The organism is Sedimentibacter sp. MB35-C1 (assembly GCF_030913635.1).
Taxonomy (GTDB): Bacteria; Bacillota; Clostridia; order Tissierellales; family Sedimentibacteraceae; genus Sedimentibacter.
In genome coordinates this window covers 1,953,281-1,976,991 of sequence record NZ_CP133188.1, presented here as the reverse complement: position 1 = coordinate 1,976,991, position 23,711 = coordinate 1,953,281, and the positions used below count along the sequence as shown (strand labels likewise).

Here is a 23,711-nt window from a genome sequence, read left to right as displayed (position 1 = left end):
GATTATTTCATCTGTTGTTCCGGTAATATAAATAGAGCAGTATATGTTTATATACTGCTTCCCGTTCTTAAAGGTCTATCACATCTAAGTAAACATTTAATATTTCTTCCAACAGTTCGTCTCTTTCTATTTTCCTTATTAAACTTCTTGCATTGTTATGATTCGTAATATAAGTTGGATCTCCGGATAGTATATATCCTATGAGCTGGTTATTAGGATCGTATCCTTTTTCTTTCAATGACTCATAAACTTGAGACACTATTTCCCTAGCTTCATTTAACGATTCCATTTTGTAATTAAATTTCGTAGTGTTATTTGCATTACTATCCATATAAACCACCTCTTAACATCTGTCTTAATTGTACTACAGTTTTGTTTTAAAATCAATTAATATTTTATATATGTTTAGGCAATGACAGCGACAATTCAATTGGTTGACAATAAACCCAATTAAATTGCCATGTCAACTACATTATAAATTTATCATTTTCTTAACAGCTTCAATTGCTTCGTCAGCTTTGCCGGGATTCTTGCCTCCAGCTTGTGCAAAGTCCGGTCTTCCACCACCGCCGCCGCCAGCAACTTTTGCGGCTTCTCTAACCATATTTCCCGCATTCAGGCCTTTCTTAACTAAATCCTTTGTAACAGCAGCCACAAACAGTACTTTATCTCCCAAATCAGATGCCAGTAAAACTGCACAGCTTTCATTCTTGTCTTTTATCTTATCAGCAATTTCCCTTAAAGTATTGGCATCTTTATCTTTAAACTTAAGAGCAAACAACTTGATTCCGTTTATTTCATCATAATCTTCAAGCATCTTATTCAAGTCTTGTTTTAACAGCTCCGTGTTCAATTTTTGTATTTCTTTTTCTTTATCTTTAATTTCTTTTTTGAGAGTGTTAACTTTACCTATAAGCTCATCCTTTGATGCCTTCATTGACAACGAAAGTTCATCTGTAATATCTGAAAGCTCCTTGAGGTAATTCAGCGCTGCTCTTCCTGTAATGGCCTCAATTCTCCTTACTCCAGAAGCAATGCCTCCTTCAGATAATATTTTAAATAAACCTATTTTAGCTGTTTCGTCAATGTGAGTTCCCCCGCATAGCTCTTTACTGAAATTGCCTACACTTACAACTCTTACAGTATCGTCATATTTTTCGTCGAACAATGCCATAGCGCCTGATTTTTTTGCTTCCTCAATATTAAGTATATCTGTATTAACAGCATAGTCTGCAAGAATCGCTTCATTAACTCTCTTTTCAATTTCTTTCAGCGTATCATGATCAACTGCTTCAAAATGAGTATAGTCAAATCTAAGTCTGTCCTGAGATACATACGAACCAGCCTGGTTTACATGATCTCCCAGCATTTCTTTCAATACTTTATGCAAAATATGTGTGCATGTATGATTTTTAGCCGTATTTTTTCTTCCATCAGCATTTACATGAGCTGCAACCTTGTCACTTACAGATATGCTTCCACTCACAACAGTCACTTCATGAAGATAGATTGTTTTGTTGTATTTTTTTGTGTCATGAACCTCTGTCATAGCATCATCAGATTCAATTCTACCTGTATCTCCCGTTTGTCCTCCGCTTTCGGCATAGAATGGAGTTTTATCCAGAACTATAATTCCAAACTGACCTTCGGAAATTGTATTGACTTGTTCACCATCAACCACAATCGCCTTAACCTCTGCGGTATCATCCAATGTAATATATCCCGTAAATTCTGTCTTAGGAACATCGAGATTAAAATCTTCGTCCTTCCAACCTGAGCTTCCTGTTTTTGCTCTTGCTTCTCGTGCCATCTGTCTGTGTTCATCCATAATAGCGCTTAAAGCATCTTTATCAAATTTTATAGAATTTTCAGCCAGTATTTCTTCGGTAAGTTCCGAAGGGAATCCATATGTGTCATACAGTTTGAATGCCACTCCAGCATCCAGTATATCCTTGCCGGCTTCCTTCAGGGCTTTTATTTCTTTCATTAAAAGTTCAAGTCCCTGGTCGATTGTAATTTTAAATTTTTCTTCTTCAAGCTTAATTACTTTAAGTATGTAGCTTTCCTTTTCACCAAGCTCAGGATAAGCATCCTTCCATTCATCTATTACTACCTTTACAGTCTTTGTCAAAAACTCATTATGTATACCAAGAGATTTTCCCTGTCTTACAGCTCTTCTTATTAATCTTCTAAGAACATAGCCTCTGCCTTCATTAGATGGTATGACTCCATCACCTATCATGAACGCTGCTGCTCTGGAATGGTCGCATATTATTTTCATAGAAACATCATTTTTTTCATCAGAACCGTATTGTATACCGGATATTTCAGAAATTTTATTCACTATAGATAAAAGCGGCTCCACATCAAATACAGTTTCCTTATCCTGCAAAACAGCTGCAACTCTTTCAAGCCCCATTCCTGTATCAATGTTTGGGTTTGGAAGAGGATGATATACTCCATTTACATCCTTGTCAAACTGTGTAAATACCAAGTTCCATATTTCAATAAATCTGTTGCAGTCACATCCCGGCTTGCATTCAGGCGACCCACAACCTCTGTCGGATCCTGTGTCATAATATATTTCGGAACATGGCCCGCTGGGTCCAACTTCCAATTCCCAGAAATTATCCTCTTTTCCAAGCCTTATTATTTTTTCCTTAGGCACTCCAACAACATCATGCCAAATATCTGCAGCCTCATCATCGTCCAAATAAACGGTTACCCATAATCTGTCCTTTTCTATTTTCAAAACTCCAGTCAATAACTCCCATGCCCACTGAATTGCTTCCTTTTTAAAATAATCTCCGAACGAAAAGTTTCCAAGCATTTCAAAAAAAGTAAGATGCCTTGCAGTTAAACCTACATTGTCGATATCTCCCGTCCTCACACATTTTTGAACGGTCGCCATTCTTTTACAAGGTGGAGTTTCAATACCCGTAAAATATTTTTTCAGCGGTGCCATGCCGGCACCTATCAGTAAAAGACTCTTATCATTTTTAGGAATCAATGAAAAGCTGCTTTCGGTTAAATGTCCCTTGCTCTTAAAAAAATTCAAATACTCTCTTCTTATGTTGTTTATGGAAAATCTATCTAATGTATCCATTGCTCCTCCAATATGTATAGTACGTTCATTATTCTTATTGCAAATGCAACAAGATTCCCTGGCAATCGGCAGCAATCTTTAATTGCGTCGCCGAGCGGGGTTCTTATTATGAAATTATAATGTATTCTTTCCCGTATTGTCAACTATATTTCATTTATTCTAACATCTACTTCCAAAATTATATATTTTTAATAATTAAATAGGAGCTAAATAAAATTTTATTTAGCTCCTACCAAATTATTAATGACAGTGAATATCTTCTGAATCTTCAGGCTTGTAGTTTTCCAATCCTTTGATTGTTTTACCTGTTTTTTGTGAGTAATCGTACAACGCTGCCTTAACTGCCTGTTCAGCCAATACAGAACAGTGAACTTTAACCGGTGGAAGCCCTCCCAGCGCTTCAACAACTGCCTTGTTTGTCAGTTCTACGGCATCGTTGATGTTTTTCCCTTTTATAAGCTCTGTTGCCATGCTTGATGATGCAATTGCAGAGCCACATCCAAATGTTTCAAATTTTACATCCTCTATTACTTCGTCATTTATTTTTAAATAAATCTTCATTATGTCTCCGCACTTTGGATTTCCAACCTGACCTACTCCGTCAGGATTATCTATTGAACCAACATTTCTTGGATTTCTGAAGTGATCCATTACTATTTCCGTATACATATATTCTCCTCCGTTAAGTGTGAATTATTTTTTATATAAATCCGAGTCGTTTTTAATTGGTGACATAGCTCTTAATCGCTCGATTATTTTCTTCATCGTATCAACAACAAAATCAATATCTTCTTCCGTAATATCCTCGCTTACCGTAAAACGTATTGAGCCGTGAGCAGTTCCGTGGTCAAGACCTGTTGCCAAAAGAACATGGGAAGGATCAAGAGAGCCTGATGTACATGCGGAACCGCTTGATGCCGCTATGCCGTCCATATCAAGCAAAAGCAATATTGATTCTCCTTCAACATATTTGTATGAAAAATTTACATTGTTAGGAAGCCTATTAGTAGGATGACCGTTAAGAATAACATCAGGTATGTTGTTTTTTATACCTGTAATCAACCTATCTCTTAAAGCCGAAAGCTTTTTAACATGGCTGTCAAAATTCTTATTTGCAATATCAACGGCTTTTCCAAAACCAACTATATTCTGTACGCCTTCTGTCCCAGCTCTTCTTCCTCTTTCTTGTGCGCCTCCGTGAATAAAGTTGTCTATTTTAACACCTTTTCTTATAAACATTCCACCTATTCCCTTAGGACCGCCTATTTTGTGGGCCGACATGGACAATAAATCAATATGCTGCTTTTTCACGTCAATTTTTACGCTACCCAAGGCCTGAACCGCATCAACATGAAAAACAATTCCGTTTTTCTTTGCAATTTCTCCTATTTGTTCTATAGGCTGAATAGTTCCTATTTCATTATTTGCAAACATTACTGATATGAGCATAGTTTCCGGTCTGATTGCTTTTTTTAGTTCTTCAAGATCTATCATGCCGTACTTATCAACATTCAGATAAGTCGTTTCAATGCCGAATTTCTCCAAGTATTCACACGTATGTAATACTGCATGATGCTCTATTTTAGTAGTAATAATATGATTCTTTCCTTTGTTGAAATTTGCAAATGCAATACCTTTCAGCGCCCAGTTATCAGATTCCGATCCGCCGCCGGTAAAATAAATTTCCTTTTCATCTGCATTTATAAAATCAGCAACCGTCTTTCTTGAGTTTTCAACAGCTTCCTTGGATTTTCTTCCAAGCTCGTACAACTGAGACGACGGATTACCGTAATACTCTTCAAAATATTTCTGCATCGCGTCCAAAACTTCTTTTCTTACTCTTGTTGTAGCAGCATTGTCAAGATATAATTTTCTGCTCATATGTTTTCCTCCGTTAAAATTTGTTTTTGCTGTTCATGCATATCCGCTAAAGTTATATTATCAATAACATCGTTAATGCTCTTTTCTATCTTTTCAAATATTACTCTGGTAGCACATATTGATTCTCTGGAGCATACCTCTTTATTTATACAATCTGACGTGGTTATATCGCCTTCGAGCGTTCTTAAAATCATACCGACGGTTATTTCCTCCGGGTTTCTGGCAAGCATGTATCCTCCATACGGTCCTCTTACCGTATCAATATAGCCGCTTTTTTTAAGTTTGGCAAAAAGCTGTTCCAGATAGCTTTCAGATATATCATATTTGTCCGATATCTTCTTCAGAGAAACAGGCCCTGAACCATAATTCAGTGCAAGTTCAAATACCGCTTTTAATCCATATCTGCCCTTTGTCGATAAAATCATGTCTGTTCTCCTTAATTTTAATTCCCACTATTTTAGTGGGGTACGATTTATTATAGTATACCCCACTAATTTTGTCAACAATAAACGAAAAAAATTTTTTTATTTCAAACTCACTGAATTAAAGGCTTGCAGTCAAAAATAAAAAACCTGACTATCTCATTTCGGAGCTCTTCAGGTTTTCTTTCTCAATAAAACTATTCTATAAATTTTCGTTCATTAATTAGCTGCTGCGCTTCTTACAGTCAGAGCATTTACCAGACTCTTCCCAGAGCTTATCTGCCACAGGTGCCCAATTAGCAGCCGCATCACTGCATTTTGCACTCAGGTTTCGTACATTCTCAGGGCTTATGAAGTCTGTTGAAGCTGCGCCTGATTTTTCTACCATATCCGTAAGACGTCCAGCGTTATCCAAAAGCGGACAAGGTCTCAAATGATTTTTATTAAACGGCTGATTTTGCCTGTACTGCATAAACAATGGCTTTTTGTATGCCTCCAGCAATGTGTTTTTGTGAATATTTGCATCCGAGTAATGTATGAACGCACATGGTTCAATATCTCCGTTTGCATTTATGTGCAGGTAGCACCTTCCCCCTGCTATACATCCGTCCACATATTCTCCGTCATTCCAGAAATCAAGGGTAAATATTGGTTTTGTTTTTCTGAACTCTCTTATTTGATGATACATGTACTCTCTCTGCTCTGCGGTTGCTAGAAGTTCAGGCACTGCATCTGTTCCCACTGGCATGTAAGTAAAAAACCATGCAAATTTCGCGCCTTTTTTAATCATGTCATCAAAATATTTCTCGCTGCCTATAACATCAGCATTTTTTCTTGTATAACAGCAAGATATACCAAAAGGAAGCTTCTTGTTCTTGAGTATTTCCATTGCCTTTATAATTGCTTTGTATGCCCCGTTTCCCCTTCTGAAATCTGTCTCATCTTCAAAGCCTTCAACACTTATGGCAGGGATGAAATTTTTAACTCGCAGCATATCGTCAGCAAATTCCTCATCAATCAGCGTTGAATTTGTAAATGCCAAAAATGCACAATCACTATGTTTTTCACAAAGTTTAATAATGTCTTTCTTTCGCACAAGAGGTTCTCCGCCGGAATAAATATACATGAACGTCCCCAGCTTTTTGCCCTGATTAATAATACTGTCCAGAGTTTCATAGTCCATGTTCATCTTATTTCCATAATCTGCAGCCCAGCATCCTGTGCAGTGCAGATTACATGCCGAAGTTGGATCCATAAGAATTGCCCACGGAATATTGCATTCATTTTCCGCTCTAGCCTTTCTTTGCCTCTGTCCTCCTATTATCGTGGCATTTATTATAAAATTCTCAAATATTTTTTTTCTTACTTCTGGGTCAATATCTGTGTACAGACTCTTTGTAAGCTTATACCAGTTTCCATCTTTATTCTTAAGAGACTTTTTGATGGTGTTCATCTGCCTTTCCACAACACCATCCCTGTCAAATTTTTCAACCCAGTCCAATATTTTAGGAATATTATTGTCCGGATCTGCGTCCAAATATGATAATACTTTTTTCAATCCATAGGATTCAAGAAGTTCAACCATTGTCATATTGCCCATATCCTCCCTTCAAAATAATTCACTTTATAATGCCATTATATTAACTTACATCGATACTTACACTAGACAATAATTTTTTTTGTCTTAATTTCAGACACATTTAATTTTTTGTATAAATTTTAGACATTTTAAATTTTTGTCTATATAAAAATCACATAAAAGCTATAGTATATAAATATAGGTATACCTTTACAGAAAAGGGGATATGAAATGGAAAACAACAAATTGATTTATACTGTTATTAAGACGGCGGTGGAAAACGGAATACGATACATTGAGGATAACCCGAAAAGAGGTGTACGAAATCTCTTGGATTTAGGCGAATACTTTGCATCTGGAAATTTTCAAAAGAATTTTTTTAAGCTTTCTCATGAAATATTAAGCAATGAAAACAGCTTCTACTATAATATAATTGACAGCCTTGTAAAAGAAATAAGCCATAAAAAGTTGACCGTTTTCGGAATAAACATCGGATATAACAGCTTTACATACGGGACGCGGACAATAAGAGAAAACGAAAAAAAACTGGGATATAATATCCCTTGGGCAATAGTTTTTAATTTTGAAAATGATGATCATATTGAGCTCACGGAAGAAGAACTTTTAAAAATAATAAGCGCCGGCAAAAAGGTCGGAATTTACAGCTATTTTATATTATTGGAAAAAAATATGCCCCTAAAGGCATTGAGCAATATATTACTTGAAAATGATGATTGCGCATTCACTTTATTTGTAGAGCCTGATGCCTTAAATTATGACGTAATCGAAAAATTAAGCCTGCATAGTAACTTATGCATTTTTGTATCAATCAATTGTGACAAAAAAAATAAAACAGCAACTGAAAAATTCAATGTTCTTAAAAAACACAGGTGCCTGTGCGGATTATCTTACAGTTATGATGACAAAAATGCAGATTATATATTAAGCGGCAAATCTGCCGAAACTATGATGTCACTGAAAACAAACTTCGCCATGTATATTAAAAAACGTAGCTGCAACATTAAAACTGCACAAGAAATTCGAAATTTTATTAATAGTCTGAGAGTAAAAGATAATTACCCGGTATTTATGATGGATTTGTATGGTGATTTGGAGCGCATTAACGAAATCATCTCAGTAAAATCCTGCTTTTTAAGCATAAACAGCCGAGGTCAGATAAGTATTTCGGACAGTTTGAATGAAACATCACTAAACATTCAGAACAAAAGTCTGAATGAAATTCTTGCTTCAACAATGCCGAAAGCAAAATATACCTAATTTTTTTCCAGTATTGACATAGCAACGCCTTCAATTGCATTTCTCAATAGAGCTACAAACTGCTCCGGAGGAATTTTTGCTTCCTCAAGCAGCCATCTTGAAATTGCAACTCTTATAGCATCTGCATAAAACGTAGCATAGAAATCCACATCCTTATTGTTTTTAAGTACGTCATTAAGATGGACCACAAGTATAGGATGCAAAACTTCTATAAAATACTCTGAGAATGAATTCTGGCCTGTAACCTTAAAAGCATTTTTATAAAATTTTTTGTTTTCATAGAAAAAATCGCATGTTTTCTCAAGAATTTGCCAAGATGACATGGGGACATCCTTGATTGTAACTATGAATTCAGTATAATAAATCCAGTTGACCAAATCATATTTGTCTTTGAAATGATAGTAAAAACTCTGTCTGTTCATATCGCAGCCTTCAACTATATCACTAATATTTATTTTTTTCATGGGCCTTTCTTCCATTAGCTTCTTCATAGATTCAGCCAGCGCTTTTTTTGTTATTTGTGAATCCGACATACGGTACCATCCTTTCCATAATGTAACAAAAAATTCTTTGTTCCAACTATTTTAACATTAATTTCATAAAATTTAAAGAGAATTCATTCAAATTCACAAATGTAAATCAAAACAGCCGACGAAAATATCGCCGGCTGTTTCATTATTTCATCAGGGCAGTAATTTATAAACCGTCCTGCCATCCTGCTTTGCTTCCATATATACATTGCTCACCGGATATCTTTTCCTGCACTCATTCAGCACAATATCCAATGTTTTTCTGTCATACATTTTAATGCACATATCGCATTCACCCTTGATGCTGAAAGGGGTTTGGGCCACCTTAATATTTTTTAAACCGTAACCCTGTAATTTATTATATGCTGCAATAGCATAACTTCCATGCATAAATGTTATAATATACAGTTCCATGAAATTCCTCCTTTATAATGCTGCACCCTATATTATTTTATTAACAATATTTCATAAGGTTACAAAGGAGGTGAACTGTTAATTTAAATACTGCATTTCATCCTCTTTTTCGTAAATATTCAGTTCATCCTTGAGAATTTCTAAATTTGATTCATAGTCTTCTTCTGATATTTGATTGTTAAAAAGAAGGTCGTCTAATTTATTTTTACTGTCTTCAAAGATAAAGATTTCCTTGCAAGGCCATACGGTGTTGCTTTTTTTATCATAGTTTGACTTTAAAATTGAAATACTCATTTCATTTTCTTTTAAATCGATAATAGTACCCATCAGGTGAAACTTATTGATTTTTATATTGTGTTTTTCAAACAAATTTCTGACTTCTTTTATAAATACATAGTGCTTTCTTTTTATTTCAAAGGCTGCATTTTCGTTTAACATCTCTTCATTCAGATCATTGTTGTAATATTCAACAGAAATATCATAGATATTATTTTCGTCAAGTCCGTAAAAATCGACCTTGTTTTCGATAGTTTCGAAAACATTTGAATCAGTAATATTTGATTTGAATAGTTTATAGTCCATAGCTCCCCCTAACTCTGTTTCAGGTACTCCAAAAATTTTTTCATTTTGCTTTCGTAACCTGATTCTTTTGGCTCATAAAAACTTGTGTTCTTCAAAGTTTCCGGAAGATAACTCTGTTTAACATAAAATTTATCATAATCGTGAGGATATTTATAGCTGACTCCTCTGTTAAGCTTTTCAGCTCCTCCATAGTGGGAATCCCTTAGATGTAAAGGAACCTCAAGTGAATTTTTTTCGACGGCATCCATAGCTCTAGATATGGCTATGATCGAGGCATTGCTTTTAGGTGCACAGGCTACGTAAATTGCTGCCTGAGCCAATGTTATGCGCCCCTCCGGAAACCCTATTATCTCCACAGCCTTAAAAGCATTAACCGCAACTTCCAGTGCTCTCGGATCAGCATTACCAACATCTTCCGAAGCACATATTATTATTCTTCTTGCAATAAACTTAGGATCTTCTCCTGCTTTAATCATTTTTGCCAGCCAGAACACAGCAGCGTCCGGGTCTGATCCTCTCATACTTTTAATAAATGCAGAAATTGTGTCATAATGACTATCCCCGTTTTTATCATATTCAATTTTCTTCCTTTGGATGCATTCAACAGCTACATTAATGTCAATTATTATCCTGCCGTTCACTTCGGAAGTAGTTTCCACTCCCAGTTCCAATGCACTCAAAGCCTTTCTTATGTCACCGTTTGAGTTCTCCACTATATGATTCAGCGCATCATCTTCAAGCTCAATGTTCTTTTTTCCGTAGCCCCTTTCTTCATCCTTCAAGGCATTTCGAACAACCATTTTAATATCTTCATTTGTTATTTTTTGAAATTCAAAAACCAACGAACGTGAAATCAAAGCCTGATTAACCTCAAAATAAGGATTCTCCGTTGTTGCTCCCACCAGTATAATCGTTCCGTTTTCAACATATGGAAGGAGGGCATCCTGCTGAGCTTTATTAAACCGGTGAATTTCGTCAATAAAGAGTATTGTCCTTCTATTATAAATAGACAGCTCGTCAACCGCAAAGCTAATTTTTCCCTTTATATCCTTAATTCCGCTGGTAACTGCATTTAAAGTTGTAAAATTGTTATTGGTGTTTTCAGCAATAATTCTCGCCAGAGTTGTTTTTCCTGTCCCGGGCGGGCCGTAAAATATTGCCGAAGAAAGCTTGTCAGCCTTTATTGCTCTGTTCAATATCCTGCCCTCACCGACTATGTGTTTCTGCCCAACAAAATCACTAAGATTCATTGGTCTCATTCGCTCAGCGAGAGGCCCTTTTTTCTTAATGTTATTTTCATATTGCATTTCAAATATATTCATTATTTATCCTTCAATGCTTCACAAAAATTATAGTTTTTTCCCCAATGTAAATTTAAGGGTATTTTTCTTCATTTCTTTTTTATCATAGGCTTTCAAAATAAAGTAAGATACGGCAAGAGAAGCAATGGATGCAACGGCTGAAATCATATCTTTGTTGGCATTGTTCATAAATATAAGCTGTACTATCCCTATTGTAATTAACATAATTACAAACGGTATGCCGTAAAGCATTAAAATTTGCTTGAGGACCACTGAATTTTCAGTTGTAATTTCAACATAATCTCCAACCTCATAATCACCGCTTATTTCTGTTTCAAACATGACGCTGGGTTGCCTGCAAGATGATCCGCAGCTTTTACAGTTGTCACCGCAGCTGGATACTCTCTTCACCGAAATTATCGCCTTGTTTCCTTCAATTTTCTCTATTTTACCTACTTGCTCCATTATTCCATTCCTTTCTGGCACTTACGAAATACGACCGCTATGGCGAACTAATTCGCCCTGCTTGCCTATTCCTTATCTTTTACTTCTATGCTCAATTCATTAAGTTGATTTTCGGAAGCATACGTAGGTGCTTCTGTCATCAGGCATGTAGCACTCTGAGTTTTAGGGAAAGCTATAACGTCTCTGATATTATCACTTTCTGTAAGCAACATCATGAAGCGATCCAGCCCGTAAGCAATTCCGCCGTGTGGTGGTACTCCGTACTTAAATGCTTCAAGTAAAAATCCAAACTTTTCATTAGCTTCCTCATCTGTAAATCCTAACGCTCTAAACATTCTGTTTTGCAACTCTCTGTTAGTTATACGTATACTTCCTCCGCCTATTTCATCACCGTTTATTACAATATCATATGCTTTTGCTCTCACTTCTCCCGGATCAGATTCTATCTTCTCAATATCTTCATCTACAGGTGAAGTAAACGGATGGTGCTTTGCAACGTATCTGTTTTCTTCTTCATCAAATTCGAAAAGCGGAAAGTCTGTTATCCAAACCAACTCATATTTATTGTTGTCTATAAGACCTTTTTTCTTTGCTATCTCAATTCTTAATGCCCCTAATGCAGTATTTACTACGGATTCCTTATCAGCTACAATAAATACAATATCCTTCTCTTTTAATTCAAGAGATGATTCTAGCTGTTTGATTTCTTCTTCACTCAGGAACTTCGCTATTGGAGAGTCAATTGCTCCGCCTTCATATTTCATCCACGCTAACCCTTTAGCTCCATATGTTTTAACGAATTTTTCAAGCTTTGATATCCCTTTCTTTGAAAATTCGTCTGCATCTCCTTCGATTTTAATGCACTTAATGAGCCCTTTAGACTCACATGTGGACTTAAATGCATTGAACTCTGTATTTCTAAAAATCTTTGTTATATTTGTAAGCTCATATCCAAAGCGCAAATCCGGCTTATCACATCCGTACTTATCCATAGCAACCTTGTATGGCATGCGCTTTATAGGTACCTCTATATCAATATTTTTGACTTCTTTAAAAATTCTTTGTATCAGTTTTTCATTAACTGAAATAACATCCTCTACATCAACAAAAGACATTTCAATATCTACCTGAGTAAATTCAGGTTGTCTGTTTGCTCTTAAGTCCTCATCCCTGAAACATCTTACAATCTGGAAGTACCTGTTCATTCCTGACACCATCAGCAATTGCTTAAAAAGCTGAGGAGACTGAGGCAAAGCATAAAATTTTCCAGGATTGACTCTGCTTGGAACAAGATAGTCTCTCGCTCCTTCAGGAGTCGGTTTTGTTAAAAACGGTGTCTCTATTTCATTAAAATCATTTTCGTACAAAAATTCTCTTATAACTTTAGATGTTTTACTTCTTATTATAAGATTATTCTGCATGTGAGGTTTCCTTAAATCAAGGAATCTGTATTTTAGACGCATCTGCTCTGACACATCGTCATTATCCTTAATATAAATAGGCGGAGTTTCCGCAGTATCAAGTATCTTTAATTCTTCAGCATAAACTTCTATATCGCCGGTTTTCATTTCCGGATTTTTGGATTTTCTTTCAAAAACCTTCCCTTTTACAGCAATAACAAATTCACTTCTCAAACTTCCTGCTTTATCAAATGCTTCATTATTCACTTCAGTATCGAATACAACCTGAACTAACCCTGTTATATCTCTAAGATCGGCAAAAATAAGTCCTCCAAGGCTTCTTCTTTTTTGAACCCAGCCCATAAGCACCACTTCTCGTCCTATATCACCAAGGCATAATTCTCCGCACATATCGGTTCTTTTTAATTGACCCATCGTATCCATAATTTCCTCCATATATCAAAAAAAATAACCCCTCCCTGCTAGGGACGAGTTTAACCCGCGTTGCCACCCTAATTGGACCGTACAGTCCCGCTCAATTAGAAATTGCTATTTAGAGGTGTCTTTCATCACAAGTTAATAACAGGCTTCCATCGTCCCTGTCTCGCTAAAATTAATGCAATTATGATTACTCTTCCCCATGCAATATATACAATAAAACTACCACAATAATTTTTCTTTGTCAACGATTTTTTGCATAGGTGAAAAATATTGCATCTGCTGCAAAAAAATACTATGTTGCCGCTACAGTAGAGACCTACATACCCCTCTACTGATTATTAAAAAATAAAAGAAATTGAACAAAAGTCCAATTTCTTTTGAATTTCTTTATTCAGCGCAATCGAAAATGCTATTTTTCTGTTTCCTCTGTTTTTTCTGCCGCTTCAACAGATTCTGATTTTTCAGCTATTACGACCGGTTTTTCTTCTTTTTCGGTCTTTTGGGGTTTATCTTCTACAGACAGGTCATCTTTAAATTCCTTGGATACCTTTTTAAATTCATTTAATGTCTTTCCAATTGATCTGCCAAGCTCAGGAAGTTTAGCCGGCCCTACTATGATTAATGCAATTATTAGTATAAGCACTAATTCTCCTGTACCTATTCTGCCCATAATTATTCTCCTCTCAATTACGTTTCTTGTACAATTATAACATAAAAGATCTATAAAATATATATTAACTCAATCCAGTTGATAATTTTTTTCTCAATAATTCTTTTTTCCTGCAAACTATACATACTTCCTCATTTTCATTTTCAGGCATATGCTTCTTCCCACAAACGCTACAGATTTTCAGATTAATTTCTTTTTTCAAAGCAGAGCTAAAAACCTGACTTCCGTCTGAACATCTGTATATTGCCTTCTGTGGGCACATTGTTTCGCATAATCCGCATTGATAACAGTTAGCAACACTGTAGTACAACCTCTTTGACAGAGTTTCTTCTTCAATCTTCCAAGCATCTCCAGGACATACATCCTGACATTTACCGCAACCGTCACAAGCAGCACCGACTTCAAAATCTGCCCAAAACGTATTTACATTCTTAGCCCGGTCTGACAATCCCTTGTCTCTTATAGCTTTTAGAAGCAGCCTTCTGGCTGACAGGTTATTATCATCATCAATAATTGAATTTATAGTCTTCAGCACAATATTTTCTGATTCTTTTTTTACAAGCTTAAATAAATTTCTTCGCGATATTTCCTCATCGATTAAGTCCGCAATATCTCTGTTTTCAGTAATAATTTCATAATTAGGAAGCCTTCCAATATTTTTAAGAAAAGCTGTGGCTTTTTCCAAAGATTGTTTAAAAAACGAATCATTATACCCTGCTTCACAATCAGAACACCTGCTCAAGTTAAAATAAATTTTCTTATCTGCGCATAAAATTAATACTGCTGCAATAAACTCAGGGTGCATTCCATTCAGGCAGCTCATATTAATGTTTCCTGCTGCAGATTCCTTTAAACAAGAAAAAACAAGTTTTTTCTTGCCGCATGCATGCAAAAGAACATCTTCCTCCTGAGCATTATTAAATGTTATTGCCTGCGTAGGGCAACTTGATCTGCACACACCACACTCAGCGCACATTTTTTCGCTGAATTTTATTTTTTTATCCTTTAACTGAATAGCTCCTTCCGGACAATTATCAATGCATCTGCTGCATGGTATGCCTTTGTTATTAATACATTTTTTGGCAGAAACTTCCGGAAGATTTTTTTCAGTCATTTTGTTAAACAAATAATCTAATATCATATTGGCACCTTTGTATTGTAAAGTAAAACAGGAAAGCAAACTGCTTTCCTATTATACCGATACAGCTTTGCTATCCTAATTTAAGGAAGCAGGTTCAAAGCTTCAAGCTCATCTGCCACATCCTTAAGACCTAGTCTTTCTAATGTAGCTCTTGTAGGAGCTCCTGTTTTTTCATCCCATCCATATTCTCTATACAGCAGTGTCAAACCTAACTGCATATCATCTCTGTCAAGTTTTACCGTACCTTCAGTAAATGGTTTAACATCTGGATCAGCTTCAAATACCCATTCTGGAATTGTATCATGTTCATTTCTCATATCAATTGTATTCATTTCTTTAACACATGCAGCCCTGTGCATTGTTGAAATTCTTTCTGCTGCAAGATTCATTTCTTCCTCTGAAGTCTCTATGCCTGTTGCCAAGCTGAAGAATTTAGCTTCCAGTGCAGTATCTCCTCTATAGTTTCTTTCCTTTGAAGGTGATACAGTCATAGGCCATACCCAGTTGCACAATGTAATTGAATCATGCAGGAAGTTTCTGTCCAGCGACCATTTAGCAAATTTAGCTTTATATTCATTCATAGGAGTGTAGTTCATCGGTGCATCCAACGCATCAGGCGAACCCCATACTTCTCCTGCAACTTCTTTAAGAATTTCAATAGGAAGTCCAGCACCTATCATATTCATGTGAGTGTGCGAATTTGCATCCCTATTGAATATTACGTTAACCAATGCACCTACCTGTGCTCCTGATTCATTACTGTGATGTTTAGGATATGCCATTTTAGACCACAAATTATTTCCGTATGAATTCCAATATTCTTCTCCTAAATTCCATCTTTGATCAAGCCAGTACGGTCCATCAAGCAAATGGCCGAACTCTCCACCTTTAATCAAGTTTCCGTAATACTCTACCATCCAGCCCGGATCACCGCTCTCCACTAAATCCCAGTTTATGCTGTCATATTCTTCCTTAGGAAGAACTTCTTTAAATTTCCCTGAATTATAAGCATATCTAAAGTCTCTCGGCAACTGACCGTAATTGCTCCAAATACCGTAATCATCAGCAAGCCTTGATCCCAGACATTTTGTAATAAGTGAATCCATTCCCTTCTTTTCACCATCTGCATAACCTTTTATCATTGCAGTGTTAGGCGAACTGTAGTTAATGCATGTACTTGTTGCATAAGGAGTTAATCCGTATTTTTCAAGTTCAGGCATATACATATTTGACTGACATCGAATCGGACATGAGTAGCATCCTCCCATTTTTATGGTTCTGTCTTCAGCCAGCGGTCCCAAGTCAAATATAGCCTTCTGTGTACGAAGTCCTACCTTGTTTTTATCTCCTGCAGCACATTCTCCCGTTTCCACAGGCGGATTAGCTGCTCCCCAGAACAGCCCAAGCTGTGCAGTCCAGCGGCTCTTTGAATTGTGATATTCTGCCCAAGGCTGTGGTGTGCTAGGTACCACGTGATTGTTGTTGGATCCTATTATATCTTTCATCATGTATTCATTCAAATCCAGCCAATCCTGAGCTTTTCCTTCTGCTATATGTACAGCATTAGTTCCTTTTACACCTATGGCTTTTAGTTTTTTTGCTCCTAAAATTCCTCCGTGTCCTCCTGCTGAGTGGTTAACTGAATTAACTATTGATGCCAGATTTTTCATCTGCTCCCCTGCAGGCCCGATTGCGGCAATACATGCTTCCTTACCCATAATTTCATTTATTGCATAAGTTGTGTCTATGGTACCTTTTCCCCATAAGTCACTTGCATCTTCTATTGATATATTATCATCTTCAATTTTTAACCATACAGGTTTTGTTGATTCCCCTTCAATTATAATTCCGTCGTATCCTGCAAATTTCAGCCAAGCTCCGAAATTTCCTCCCATGTGGCTGTCAGCTATAGCATGATACGGATTTGTAGGGCTCAATGAAGTAATATTTGTTCTTCCGCTACAAGGTGCCGTTGTACCTGTAAGCGGCCCCACTGCTATTACTACCTTGTTTGCTTCATCAAAAGCCTTTGTTCCCTGAGGAACTTCGTCAAATATTATTTTGTATCCGAATCCTGCTCCTCCTACAAGGTCTTTGTATTTCATTGTATCTTCTGTTTTAATATTGCCAGTAGTTAAATTAACTCTTAATAGACTTCCTGTCCATCCTGTTATATTAGCCATTTATTCTTCCTCCAATCAAAATTCTTTCATTTTTCAGTTAGCTTAAACTATGAAAATCTATATCCTTTTCTTCTGAAGATTGCCTCCATTTTTTCCCAAGGTATAATCTGCAAAGCTCCAGTTATGCAGTTGTCAGCACATGCACCACATAAAATACATTTAGTTGATTTACCTGTCTCCGGATCAACAGTAGGCATATTCCAAGGACATGCATCTGAACATGCTCCACAGCCCACACATAAACTTTCATCTACTGTCCAAGCCTTGGTTGTTTCATTTTGACTGATGGCATTTTTCGGACATGCTTCAGCACATTTAGCATCTTCGCATTGACGACATGTTTCAGGCGTCATCAAGAAGTTACCAAAATATCCGTTTTCATAACGATAGTTTTCTGTCATTTCTTTTCCGTAGTTAAAATTTCTGCTGATTTTGACTCTTGAAATTAACGGGTGAATCTTTTGGTCATTTGCAACAGTACAAACCATTTCACATCTCTGGCATCCTGTGCATTTGTTAGGCTCTACAACAAGAAGACCAGTAGGAATTACAAAGGCCTCAACTTCAGGTGATTCTTCATTTCCCGACGGCTCAGCCTGGGAACATCCCATTAGGTTCAAAACAGAAGTTGCGACAGTTACACCTGCAATTCCCTTACCGCTCATTTTCAAAAATTCGCGTCTTGTTCTGATTTTTTCAATAAAATCTTCAATCTCTCTTTCAAACATGATAACTCTCCCTTCAAATATATATCATCTCTCTGATAAAATATGAATCGCTTGTTTAATCTTCTTTAACAGCATCTTTTTCTGTAGGTTCGTCACTGGTCTTATTAACATTATCCTTAAATTCTCTTATAGATTTCCCGAATGCCTTTCCTATTTCCGGAAGTTTGGAAGGTCCAAATATAACTAAAGCTATAACTAATACAAGTATCAGTTCAGCAGGTCCTATTTTGCCCATGTTATCCCTCCTTTCCAAGTAATTTAAATTGACAAACTTATGGATTTTGCTCGGATTCCACTTCTATCCATTCGGCAAGTGAAGCGGCATGAGCTTTTCTCATGAACTTGTCAGAATAAAGATAAAGCGCATTATTTGAAGCTCTCGTTTCCTGTATATCCTTGTACTCCTCATTTTTTTTGAGCTGCTCATACACTTCTGCAAACTCTTCTTTGGACAACTTAAAAGGAGATTTACCGAACAGCCTTACATCTGTCGGCCTCGGATATATCCTTGATTCCTCTCTTACAGTTTCAGATATGGTTTTAAATAAATCATTTTCTTCCACCAAAACCATCATCTTAGCATATTTTCCGGTCATGTACTGCTCCGAGTACAAATACATTTTTTCCTTCCCGTTCATGGTGCAAATATCAGAGAATTCTTCTCTTGCTTTCAGCTCTTCAATGATCTCCAAAAGGTTTTCGACCTCCAATGACATCGGCTCGTCCAAAAAGTCCTCTGCATTTGCCAAAATTCCTTCATATGATTTATCCCTGATTAAAATTGCCAATTCAGCTAATTTATCATCAGGGGCATCTTCGAAAGCATCATTTTCCTCGGAAATTAAATCAGACTCAAATTCTTCTTCATTATTTCTGTCTTCAACAGAATTATCAATCATCAAGTCCCTCCCGCGAGCAATATTTTATAATTGTATATTTTTTAACAATTATAATGTTATAATTTTATCATAATTAAACTTTTTAATCAATACTAAAATCGCTTAAAACCGTTATATCCTAAATGATATAACGATTTTTCCTCATAAAAAAATGATTACTAATGAATATTTAATTTGTTTTTTTTACGACATATGTTAATTTGCTCACATATTAAGAATTTTACACACTTTCTTTCAATAGTTGTAAGCGCGCTTTTGCATAATCATTCAAACACTCTATTTTATTCCACATCTTTATAAATTATTAATTTTTTGTAATTCATTAGTTTTATTAATTATTTTCTGTTAAATCATCCAAAGTCTTAAATATATATCCTTCTTCCTTGTATTTTGTCAGAAGTTCATCCAATATTTCTGAATTTGTTTTTGAGGTACTATGCAAAAGTAATACGGCACCCGGATGAATTCTTGGTATAAGCTTGCTGTACGCCTGTTCTTTTGTAGGTTGCTTATCGGCGTACCAGTCTACATATGCAAGACTCCAGAAAATTGTTTTATATCCCAGTTCATTTGCCATCATTAGATTTTTTTCATTAAATTTACCCTGAGGAGGCCTATAATATTTAGACATTTCAGTACCAGTTATCTGCTTAAATATCTCTTCAAGAGATGTAAGCTCTTTTTTAAATGATTCCACATCTGATATCTTTGACATGTCCGGATGATGGTATGTATGGTTTGCTACAATATGCCCTTCATTAACCATTCTCTTAACCAGCAGCGGTTCTTCCTCCATATAATGGCCTACAAGAAAAAAAGCTGCCTTAACATCATGTTTTTTCAATGTATCAAGTATCTTTTCAGTAAATCCATTCTCAAAACCCGCATCAAAAGTAAGATATATTACCTTTTCGTCATCATTCCCCACGTAATAAGCATTGTATTCTTTTAGTGCCCTTGCGGTGGCATTGCCTATGGGAGCCTTTCCGTTTTCCCTGAAACTCAGTCCCCAATTGGTTATTTCAGTAGAAACTGTTATAGAAAAATTAAACATCGCCTCATAAACAAACATGCCCGCAAATAAAAGCACCGCACAAAACAAAGCTATACCAATACTTTTCTTTCTTATATAAATAATCATATACTTCACCCCTTACTTATATATATATATTGTGACGCACATTATGTCTTAAAATCGCAATATTAATTAGCACTTTTTACCAATCAAACGTATGCTCACATGTTTGACATAACGAGACAAATTATATATAATACTAGTAAATGTTTTCATTATATATACTTGGAGGTACTATGCTAGAACATTTGATTACTATTCTTGTGCCTAATATTGCGCATATTTTGGAATTAATAGGTGTATTTATAATAATTTACTCTGCTTTAAAGGCATTCGGAAGGTATGCGCTTAGGTTTTTTAAATTTACTGATGAAACTATTAAAATCGAATTTTCGCAGGCTCTGGCAATGGCACTGGAATTTAAACTGGGCGCTGAGATTTTAAAAACCTTGGTTATCAGAACAATTGATGAACTAATTATTCTTGCTTCCATAGTAGTTTTAAGAGCAGCATTAACATTAATTATTCATTGGGAAATAGAAAGCGATTCGAAACGTGCAAATCACTTCAAAGAATTGAAAGAAAAAACGGCTCACAAGAATGAAGTTGATGAAAAAAAATTATAACATACATAAAAAATTGGGACTGGCTCAGTCCCAATTTTTATGATATTGCTTTTTTCAATACTTCTTCTATTTTTTCGAAAGATGGTACTCCCTCATGGACTTTTATTTCGTCAACGTAAAATGTGGGAACCTGGTAATAATCATAAGCATCGGCAATTTGCGCATGCACTGATTCTTCAATACGTTCAATTTCAACATCCTTGTATTCAGGTTTTTTTGTCTTCAACGCATCTACCATTTTAAAGGCCCTCTTGCAGTGAGGACAATTTTCCAAATAGAATGCTTTTACCTTCTTCATACAATCTCCTTTTTGTCAAATAATAATCTCTTCTTTTTTTGCAATATTTCTTCAATCCGCCCTTCGTACTCCTCCAGACTTTTAAAATTCCGAAGGGGAACATGCCTCCCGTCCTGTTTCTTTATTTTTGAAGATGCTCCAAGTCCGCACGCCAGTATGGTCTCCAGTTCCTCTATTATAACAATATTGTATAAACTTTCCTTTTCCGGCAAAGTATAACCAATATTTTCAGAATTTCCCTTTATGTTTTTTTGCCTGTACATATAGTATGGTATGTACCCGCTGTCAATGCATTCCTTCTTTACCACCTCATACATTTTTTGTATCAAGTCATAATCCTTACGCAATTCTTCACTTTGTCTTGTAAGCTCAGATTTCGTCTTGTATGCCAGTGAATGGACAGTAATATTTTCAGGCCTTAATTTAATTATTTCTCTTATGGTGTAATTAACGTCTGCTTCATCTTCTCCTGGAAGTCCCAATATTATATCCGTGTTAATCCAATCAAAGCCTGTTTTTCTTGCAAGGTTATATTTATTTACTATATCCTCTGAAGAATGCTTTCTCCCGATTATTTCAAGCGTCTTTTCGTTCATTGTCTGAGGGTTGATGCTTATTCGGTTTACGCCTGTTTCTTTTAGGAATATCAATTTTTCTTCTGTCAAAGTATCCGGTCTTCCGGCTTCAAACATCACTTCTTTTATTTCAGCCAGATCATAGTATTTTTTTATGCAGTCAAATATAACAGATATCTGCCTTTCATTTAATACAGAAGGAGTTCCTCCTCCTATATATATAGTGTGTAGCTTTAGGCCCCTTCTCAAAGCCATTTTTATCGTTTCTTCAATCTCATATACAAGTACATCTATATATTTATCTATTTTATCTTCCTTTGCGCCTGTATATGATGTAAATGAACAATAGCTACATTTTGAAGGGCAAAACGGTATCCCGGCATACAAATTGTAATTTTGCTTGTTTTCCTCTTCATTCACATACTTTCTTTCAATATCCAGTACTTCCCACAAAAGATCAATTTTTTCCGGTAAAACTTCGTAGGTATCTTTTAATATTTTTGTAGTTTCTTTTTTTGTCTTCCCATGTTTAAGTGCTGTTATCAGTATCTTTACCACTCTCACGCCGGTCAGAATACCGTACTCTGGATTTACACCGTAGTATCTTTTCAGAACACTGTGTATTGATTTTACGACAAGAATCTTTTTAAGTCTCTTCGAATCAGCACTCTCAAGAAAAATTTCATCACTTTCGTATTCTGCTCTGAACAAAAGCTGGTCGTTTAAATACAGACAAGCAGTACTGATTAACGAATTCCCATCATCGTTCAATACTGACACCATTGCCAGCCCTGTGTCATTATAGCTTTTTCCGGAAAGTTTGACTTCATATCCTATGTTTAAATCAAATATTCTGAGGTCATTTCTTGCTTCATATTCAAAATTATGTCCTGAAAAATAAAATGTAAGCACCTTCATTTAGTTTACAAACGGATTCCCGAGTTTCTCAGATTTAATGGTAGAAGGTGAGTTGTGGCCCGGATATATTACAATATCATCGTCATATTTAAAGATTTTATTCTTTATTGAACTTATTATATCATCAAAGGATCCTCCCGGAAAATCCGTCCTGCCTATGGATTTGTTAAAGAGCGTATCGCCGGTCATCATAATATTTCCGACCTTTATACATATACCGCCCTTTGTATGGCCCGGAGTATGAATAATATCAAATTTTAAGTCTCCCAGCATTATATCATCACCATCATTTAATTCAACATCCGGAATTATAGATGTACTCCTGCCAGTAATCATCTTTGAAAAATTAGCATTGCCGTCCTTAAGAACTTCTGCGTCATCCTTGTGAATATAAATTTTCAAATTATACTTATCAGTCAGCTCCTTCACAGCTCCTATATGGTCACCGTGAGCATGAGTAAGTATGATAATTTTAGGAATAAGGTTAAGTTCCTTCAGCTTATCATCTATTTTTTTAAAGTCTGCTCCCGGATCTATTACAGCGGCTTCCATTGTTGTTTCAGAACCAACAATATAACAATTGGATAAATAAGACCCTACAGTCATAGCTTCAAATATCATTTGTTCCTCCTAAAATAATTTTTTGCTGTCTAGAAGAATTGTAACCGGGCCGTCATTGACAAGTTCTACATCCATATCGGCACCAAATTCTCCGCACTGAGTAAATATTTCTTTTTCTTTCATTCTATTTATGAAGCTTTCATACATGGGGACCGCCTTCTCCGGCAAAGCTGCGTGAATAAAACTGGGCCTTCTTCCTTTTCTTGCATCTCCCAAAAGAGTAAACTGAGAAACAACCAAAATACTTCCTTCCACATCTATGAGGCTTTTATTCATTTTCCCGTTTTCATCTTCAAATATCCTTAAATTAGGGACTTTTTCACACATGTATTCCAGGTCTTTTTCATTGTCCGTTTCTTCCACTCCAAGCAATAGCAATATACCGTGGTTTATCTCGCCTATAATCTTGTTGTCAACAGTAACGCCTGCTCTTTTTACACGCTGTACTACTCCTCTCATTTAATCACCTTCCTTATTTTATAGTTTAATTTTATGTTAGTCTGTAATTATGTCACCTACAATAAAACAGAACGACGCGAAGTCGTTCTCAGATTGATTACAAAGCCATCAAGATAACA

General features: G+C 35.9%; 25 protein-coding genes. 2 read left to right on the top strand and 23 right to left on the bottom strand.

From position 1 onward, the window contains the following. Window positions 1-67: 67 nt before the first annotated feature. The 6 genes from RBQ61_RS09375 to RBQ61_RS09350 form a co-directional block, all read right to left on the bottom strand. Entirely contained in the window at window positions 68-331 is a 264-nt protein-coding gene (locus RBQ61_RS09375) for an IreB family regulatory phosphoprotein (RefSeq protein ID WP_308137072.1), read from the bottom strand. Window positions 332-472: 141 nt separating this feature from the next. Next, window positions 473-3,106 (bottom strand): alanine--tRNA ligase, encoded by a 2,634-nt coding sequence (gene alaS, locus RBQ61_RS09370; RefSeq protein WP_308137071.1) that lies wholly within the window; start codon window positions 3,104-3,106, stop codon window positions 473-475. Between the two features lie 240 nt (window positions 3,107-3,346). After that, window positions 3,347-3,775: a Fe-S cluster assembly scaffold protein NifU gene (gene nifU / locus RBQ61_RS09365; RefSeq protein ID WP_308137070.1), complete on the bottom strand. Its 429-nt coding sequence runs from the start codon at window positions 3,773-3,775 to the stop codon at window positions 3,347-3,349. Between the two features lie 24 nt (window positions 3,776-3,799). Further along, window positions 3,800-4,987 carry a cysteine desulfurase NifS gene (gene nifS / locus RBQ61_RS09360; protein WP_308137069.1) on the bottom strand — a complete coding sequence of 396 codons (1,188 nt, stop codon included), beginning with the start codon at window positions 4,985-4,987 and terminating at the stop codon, window positions 3,800-3,802. After that, window positions 4,984-5,412 carry an Rrf2 family transcriptional regulator gene (locus tag RBQ61_RS09355; RefSeq protein WP_213925278.1) on the bottom strand — a complete coding sequence of 143 codons (429 nt, stop codon included), beginning with the start codon at window positions 5,410-5,412 and terminating at the stop codon, window positions 4,984-4,986. The genes nifS and RBQ61_RS09355 overlap by 4 nt, the downstream gene beginning before the upstream one ends. A gap of 220 nt (window positions 5,413-5,632) precedes the next feature. Further along, entirely contained in the window at window positions 5,633-7,009 is a 1,377-nt protein-coding gene (locus tag RBQ61_RS09350) for a radical SAM protein (protein WP_308137068.1), read from the bottom strand. Window positions 7,010-7,219: 210 nt separating this feature from the next. Here RBQ61_RS09350 and RBQ61_RS09345 point away from each other — a divergent pair, with 210 nt between their 5' ends. Continuing rightward, window positions 7,220-8,266: a hypothetical protein gene (locus RBQ61_RS09345; RefSeq protein ID WP_308137067.1), complete on the top strand. Its 1,047-nt coding sequence runs from the start codon at window positions 7,220-7,222 to the stop codon at window positions 8,264-8,266. Here the strand turns inward: RBQ61_RS09345 and RBQ61_RS09340 are convergent. The 13 genes from RBQ61_RS09340 to pdaA form a co-directional block, all read right to left on the bottom strand. After that, window positions 8,263-8,799, bottom strand: coding sequence for a TetR/AcrR family transcriptional regulator C-terminal domain-containing protein (locus RBQ61_RS09340; protein ID WP_213925280.1), 537 nt, complete (start codon window positions 8,797-8,799; stop codon window positions 8,263-8,265). The two genes, RBQ61_RS09345 and RBQ61_RS09340, sit on opposite strands and share 4 nt — an antisense overlap. Window positions 8,800-8,949: 150 nt before the next feature. Next, window positions 8,950-9,210 (bottom strand): putative Se/S carrier-like protein, encoded by a 261-nt coding sequence (locus tag RBQ61_RS09335; protein ID WP_308137066.1) that lies wholly within the window; start codon window positions 9,208-9,210, stop codon window positions 8,950-8,952. Between the two features lie 78 nt (window positions 9,211-9,288). After that, complete coding sequence (locus tag RBQ61_RS09330) at window positions 9,289-9,792, bottom strand: hypothetical protein (protein WP_308137065.1); 504 nt, start codon at window positions 9,790-9,792, stop codon at window positions 9,289-9,291. Window positions 9,793-9,800: 8 nt separating this feature from the next. Continuing rightward, window positions 9,801-11,114 carry a replication-associated recombination protein A gene (locus RBQ61_RS09325; RefSeq protein WP_308137064.1) on the bottom strand — a complete coding sequence of 438 codons (1,314 nt, stop codon included), beginning with the start codon at window positions 11,112-11,114 and terminating at the stop codon, window positions 9,801-9,803. 27 nt (window positions 11,115-11,141) lie between these two features. Continuing rightward, window positions 11,142-11,558: a SoxR reducing system RseC family protein gene (locus RBQ61_RS09320; RefSeq protein WP_308137063.1), complete on the bottom strand. Its 417-nt coding sequence runs from the start codon at window positions 11,556-11,558 to the stop codon at window positions 11,142-11,144. A 65-nt stretch (window positions 11,559-11,623) separates the two neighbouring features. After that, window positions 11,624-13,402 (bottom strand): aspartate--tRNA ligase, encoded by a 1,779-nt coding sequence (aspS, locus tag RBQ61_RS09315; protein WP_308137062.1) that lies wholly within the window; start codon window positions 13,400-13,402, stop codon window positions 11,624-11,626. A gap of 406 nt (window positions 13,403-13,808) precedes the next feature. Next, window positions 13,809-14,069, bottom strand: a complete 261-nt coding sequence (locus tag RBQ61_RS09310; protein ID WP_308137061.1) for a twin-arginine translocase TatA/TatE family subunit — start codon at window positions 14,067-14,069, stop codon at window positions 13,809-13,811. A gap of 64 nt (window positions 14,070-14,133) precedes the next feature. Continuing rightward, window positions 14,134-15,210, bottom strand: coding sequence for a 4Fe-4S dicluster domain-containing protein (locus tag RBQ61_RS09305; protein ID WP_308137060.1), 1,077 nt, complete (start codon window positions 15,208-15,210; stop codon window positions 14,134-14,136). Window positions 15,211-15,290: 80 nt separating this feature from the next. Further along, a complete protein-coding gene (locus RBQ61_RS09300; RefSeq protein WP_308137059.1) occupies window positions 15,291-17,393 on the bottom strand; it encodes an aldehyde ferredoxin oxidoreductase in 2,103 nt (700 codons plus the stop codon). Window positions 17,394-17,440: 47 nt separating this feature from the next. Beyond that, window positions 17,441-18,121: a ferredoxin-like protein gene (locus tag RBQ61_RS09295; RefSeq protein WP_308137058.1), complete on the bottom strand. Its 681-nt coding sequence runs from the start codon at window positions 18,119-18,121 to the stop codon at window positions 17,441-17,443. A 55-nt stretch (window positions 18,122-18,176) separates the two neighbouring features. Next, window positions 18,177-18,356 (bottom strand): twin-arginine translocase TatA/TatE family subunit, encoded by a 180-nt coding sequence (locus tag RBQ61_RS09290; RefSeq protein ID WP_213925290.1) that lies wholly within the window; start codon window positions 18,354-18,356, stop codon window positions 18,177-18,179. A 37-nt stretch (window positions 18,357-18,393) separates the two neighbouring features. Beyond that, entirely contained in the window at window positions 18,394-19,020 is a 627-nt protein-coding gene (locus RBQ61_RS09285) for a hypothetical protein (protein ID WP_308137057.1), read from the bottom strand. A 331-nt stretch (window positions 19,021-19,351) separates the two neighbouring features. Further along, window positions 19,352-20,161 carry a delta-lactam-biosynthetic de-N-acetylase gene (gene pdaA / locus RBQ61_RS09280; RefSeq protein ID WP_308137056.1) on the bottom strand — a complete coding sequence of 270 codons (810 nt, stop codon included), beginning with the start codon at window positions 20,159-20,161 and terminating at the stop codon, window positions 19,352-19,354. A gap of 170 nt (window positions 20,162-20,331) precedes the next feature. Here pdaA and RBQ61_RS09275 point away from each other — a divergent pair, with 170 nt between their 5' ends. Further along, window positions 20,332-20,721: a DUF1622 domain-containing protein gene (locus RBQ61_RS09275; protein WP_308137055.1), complete on the top strand. Its 390-nt coding sequence runs from the start codon at window positions 20,332-20,334 to the stop codon at window positions 20,719-20,721. Window positions 20,722-20,758: 37 nt separating this feature from the next. Here the strand turns inward: RBQ61_RS09275 and RBQ61_RS09270 are convergent, their stop codons facing one another. The 4 genes from RBQ61_RS09270 to dtd are packed head-to-tail and all read right to left on the bottom strand — an operon-like array spanning window position 20,759 to window position 23,592. Continuing rightward, the gene (locus tag RBQ61_RS09270) at window positions 20,759-21,019 is read right to left on the bottom strand and encodes a thioredoxin family protein (RefSeq protein WP_308137054.1); all 261 of its coding nucleotides are present in this window, start codon (window positions 21,017-21,019) and stop codon (window positions 20,759-20,761) included. After that, window positions 21,016-22,512, bottom strand: a complete 1,497-nt coding sequence (hemZ, locus tag RBQ61_RS09265) for a coproporphyrinogen dehydrogenase HemZ (protein WP_308137053.1) — start codon at window positions 22,510-22,512, stop codon at window positions 21,016-21,018. Before hemZ ends, RBQ61_RS09270 begins: the two co-directional genes overlap by 4 nt. Next, window positions 22,513-23,133, bottom strand: coding sequence for an MBL fold metallo-hydrolase (locus RBQ61_RS09260; RefSeq protein ID WP_308137052.1), 621 nt, complete (start codon window positions 23,131-23,133; stop codon window positions 22,513-22,515). A 9-nt stretch (window positions 23,134-23,142) separates the two neighbouring features. Further along, a complete protein-coding gene (gene dtd / locus RBQ61_RS09255; RefSeq protein WP_308137051.1) occupies window positions 23,143-23,592 on the bottom strand; it encodes a D-aminoacyl-tRNA deacylase in 450 nt (149 codons plus the stop codon). Window positions 23,593-23,711: the final 119 nt, after the last annotated feature.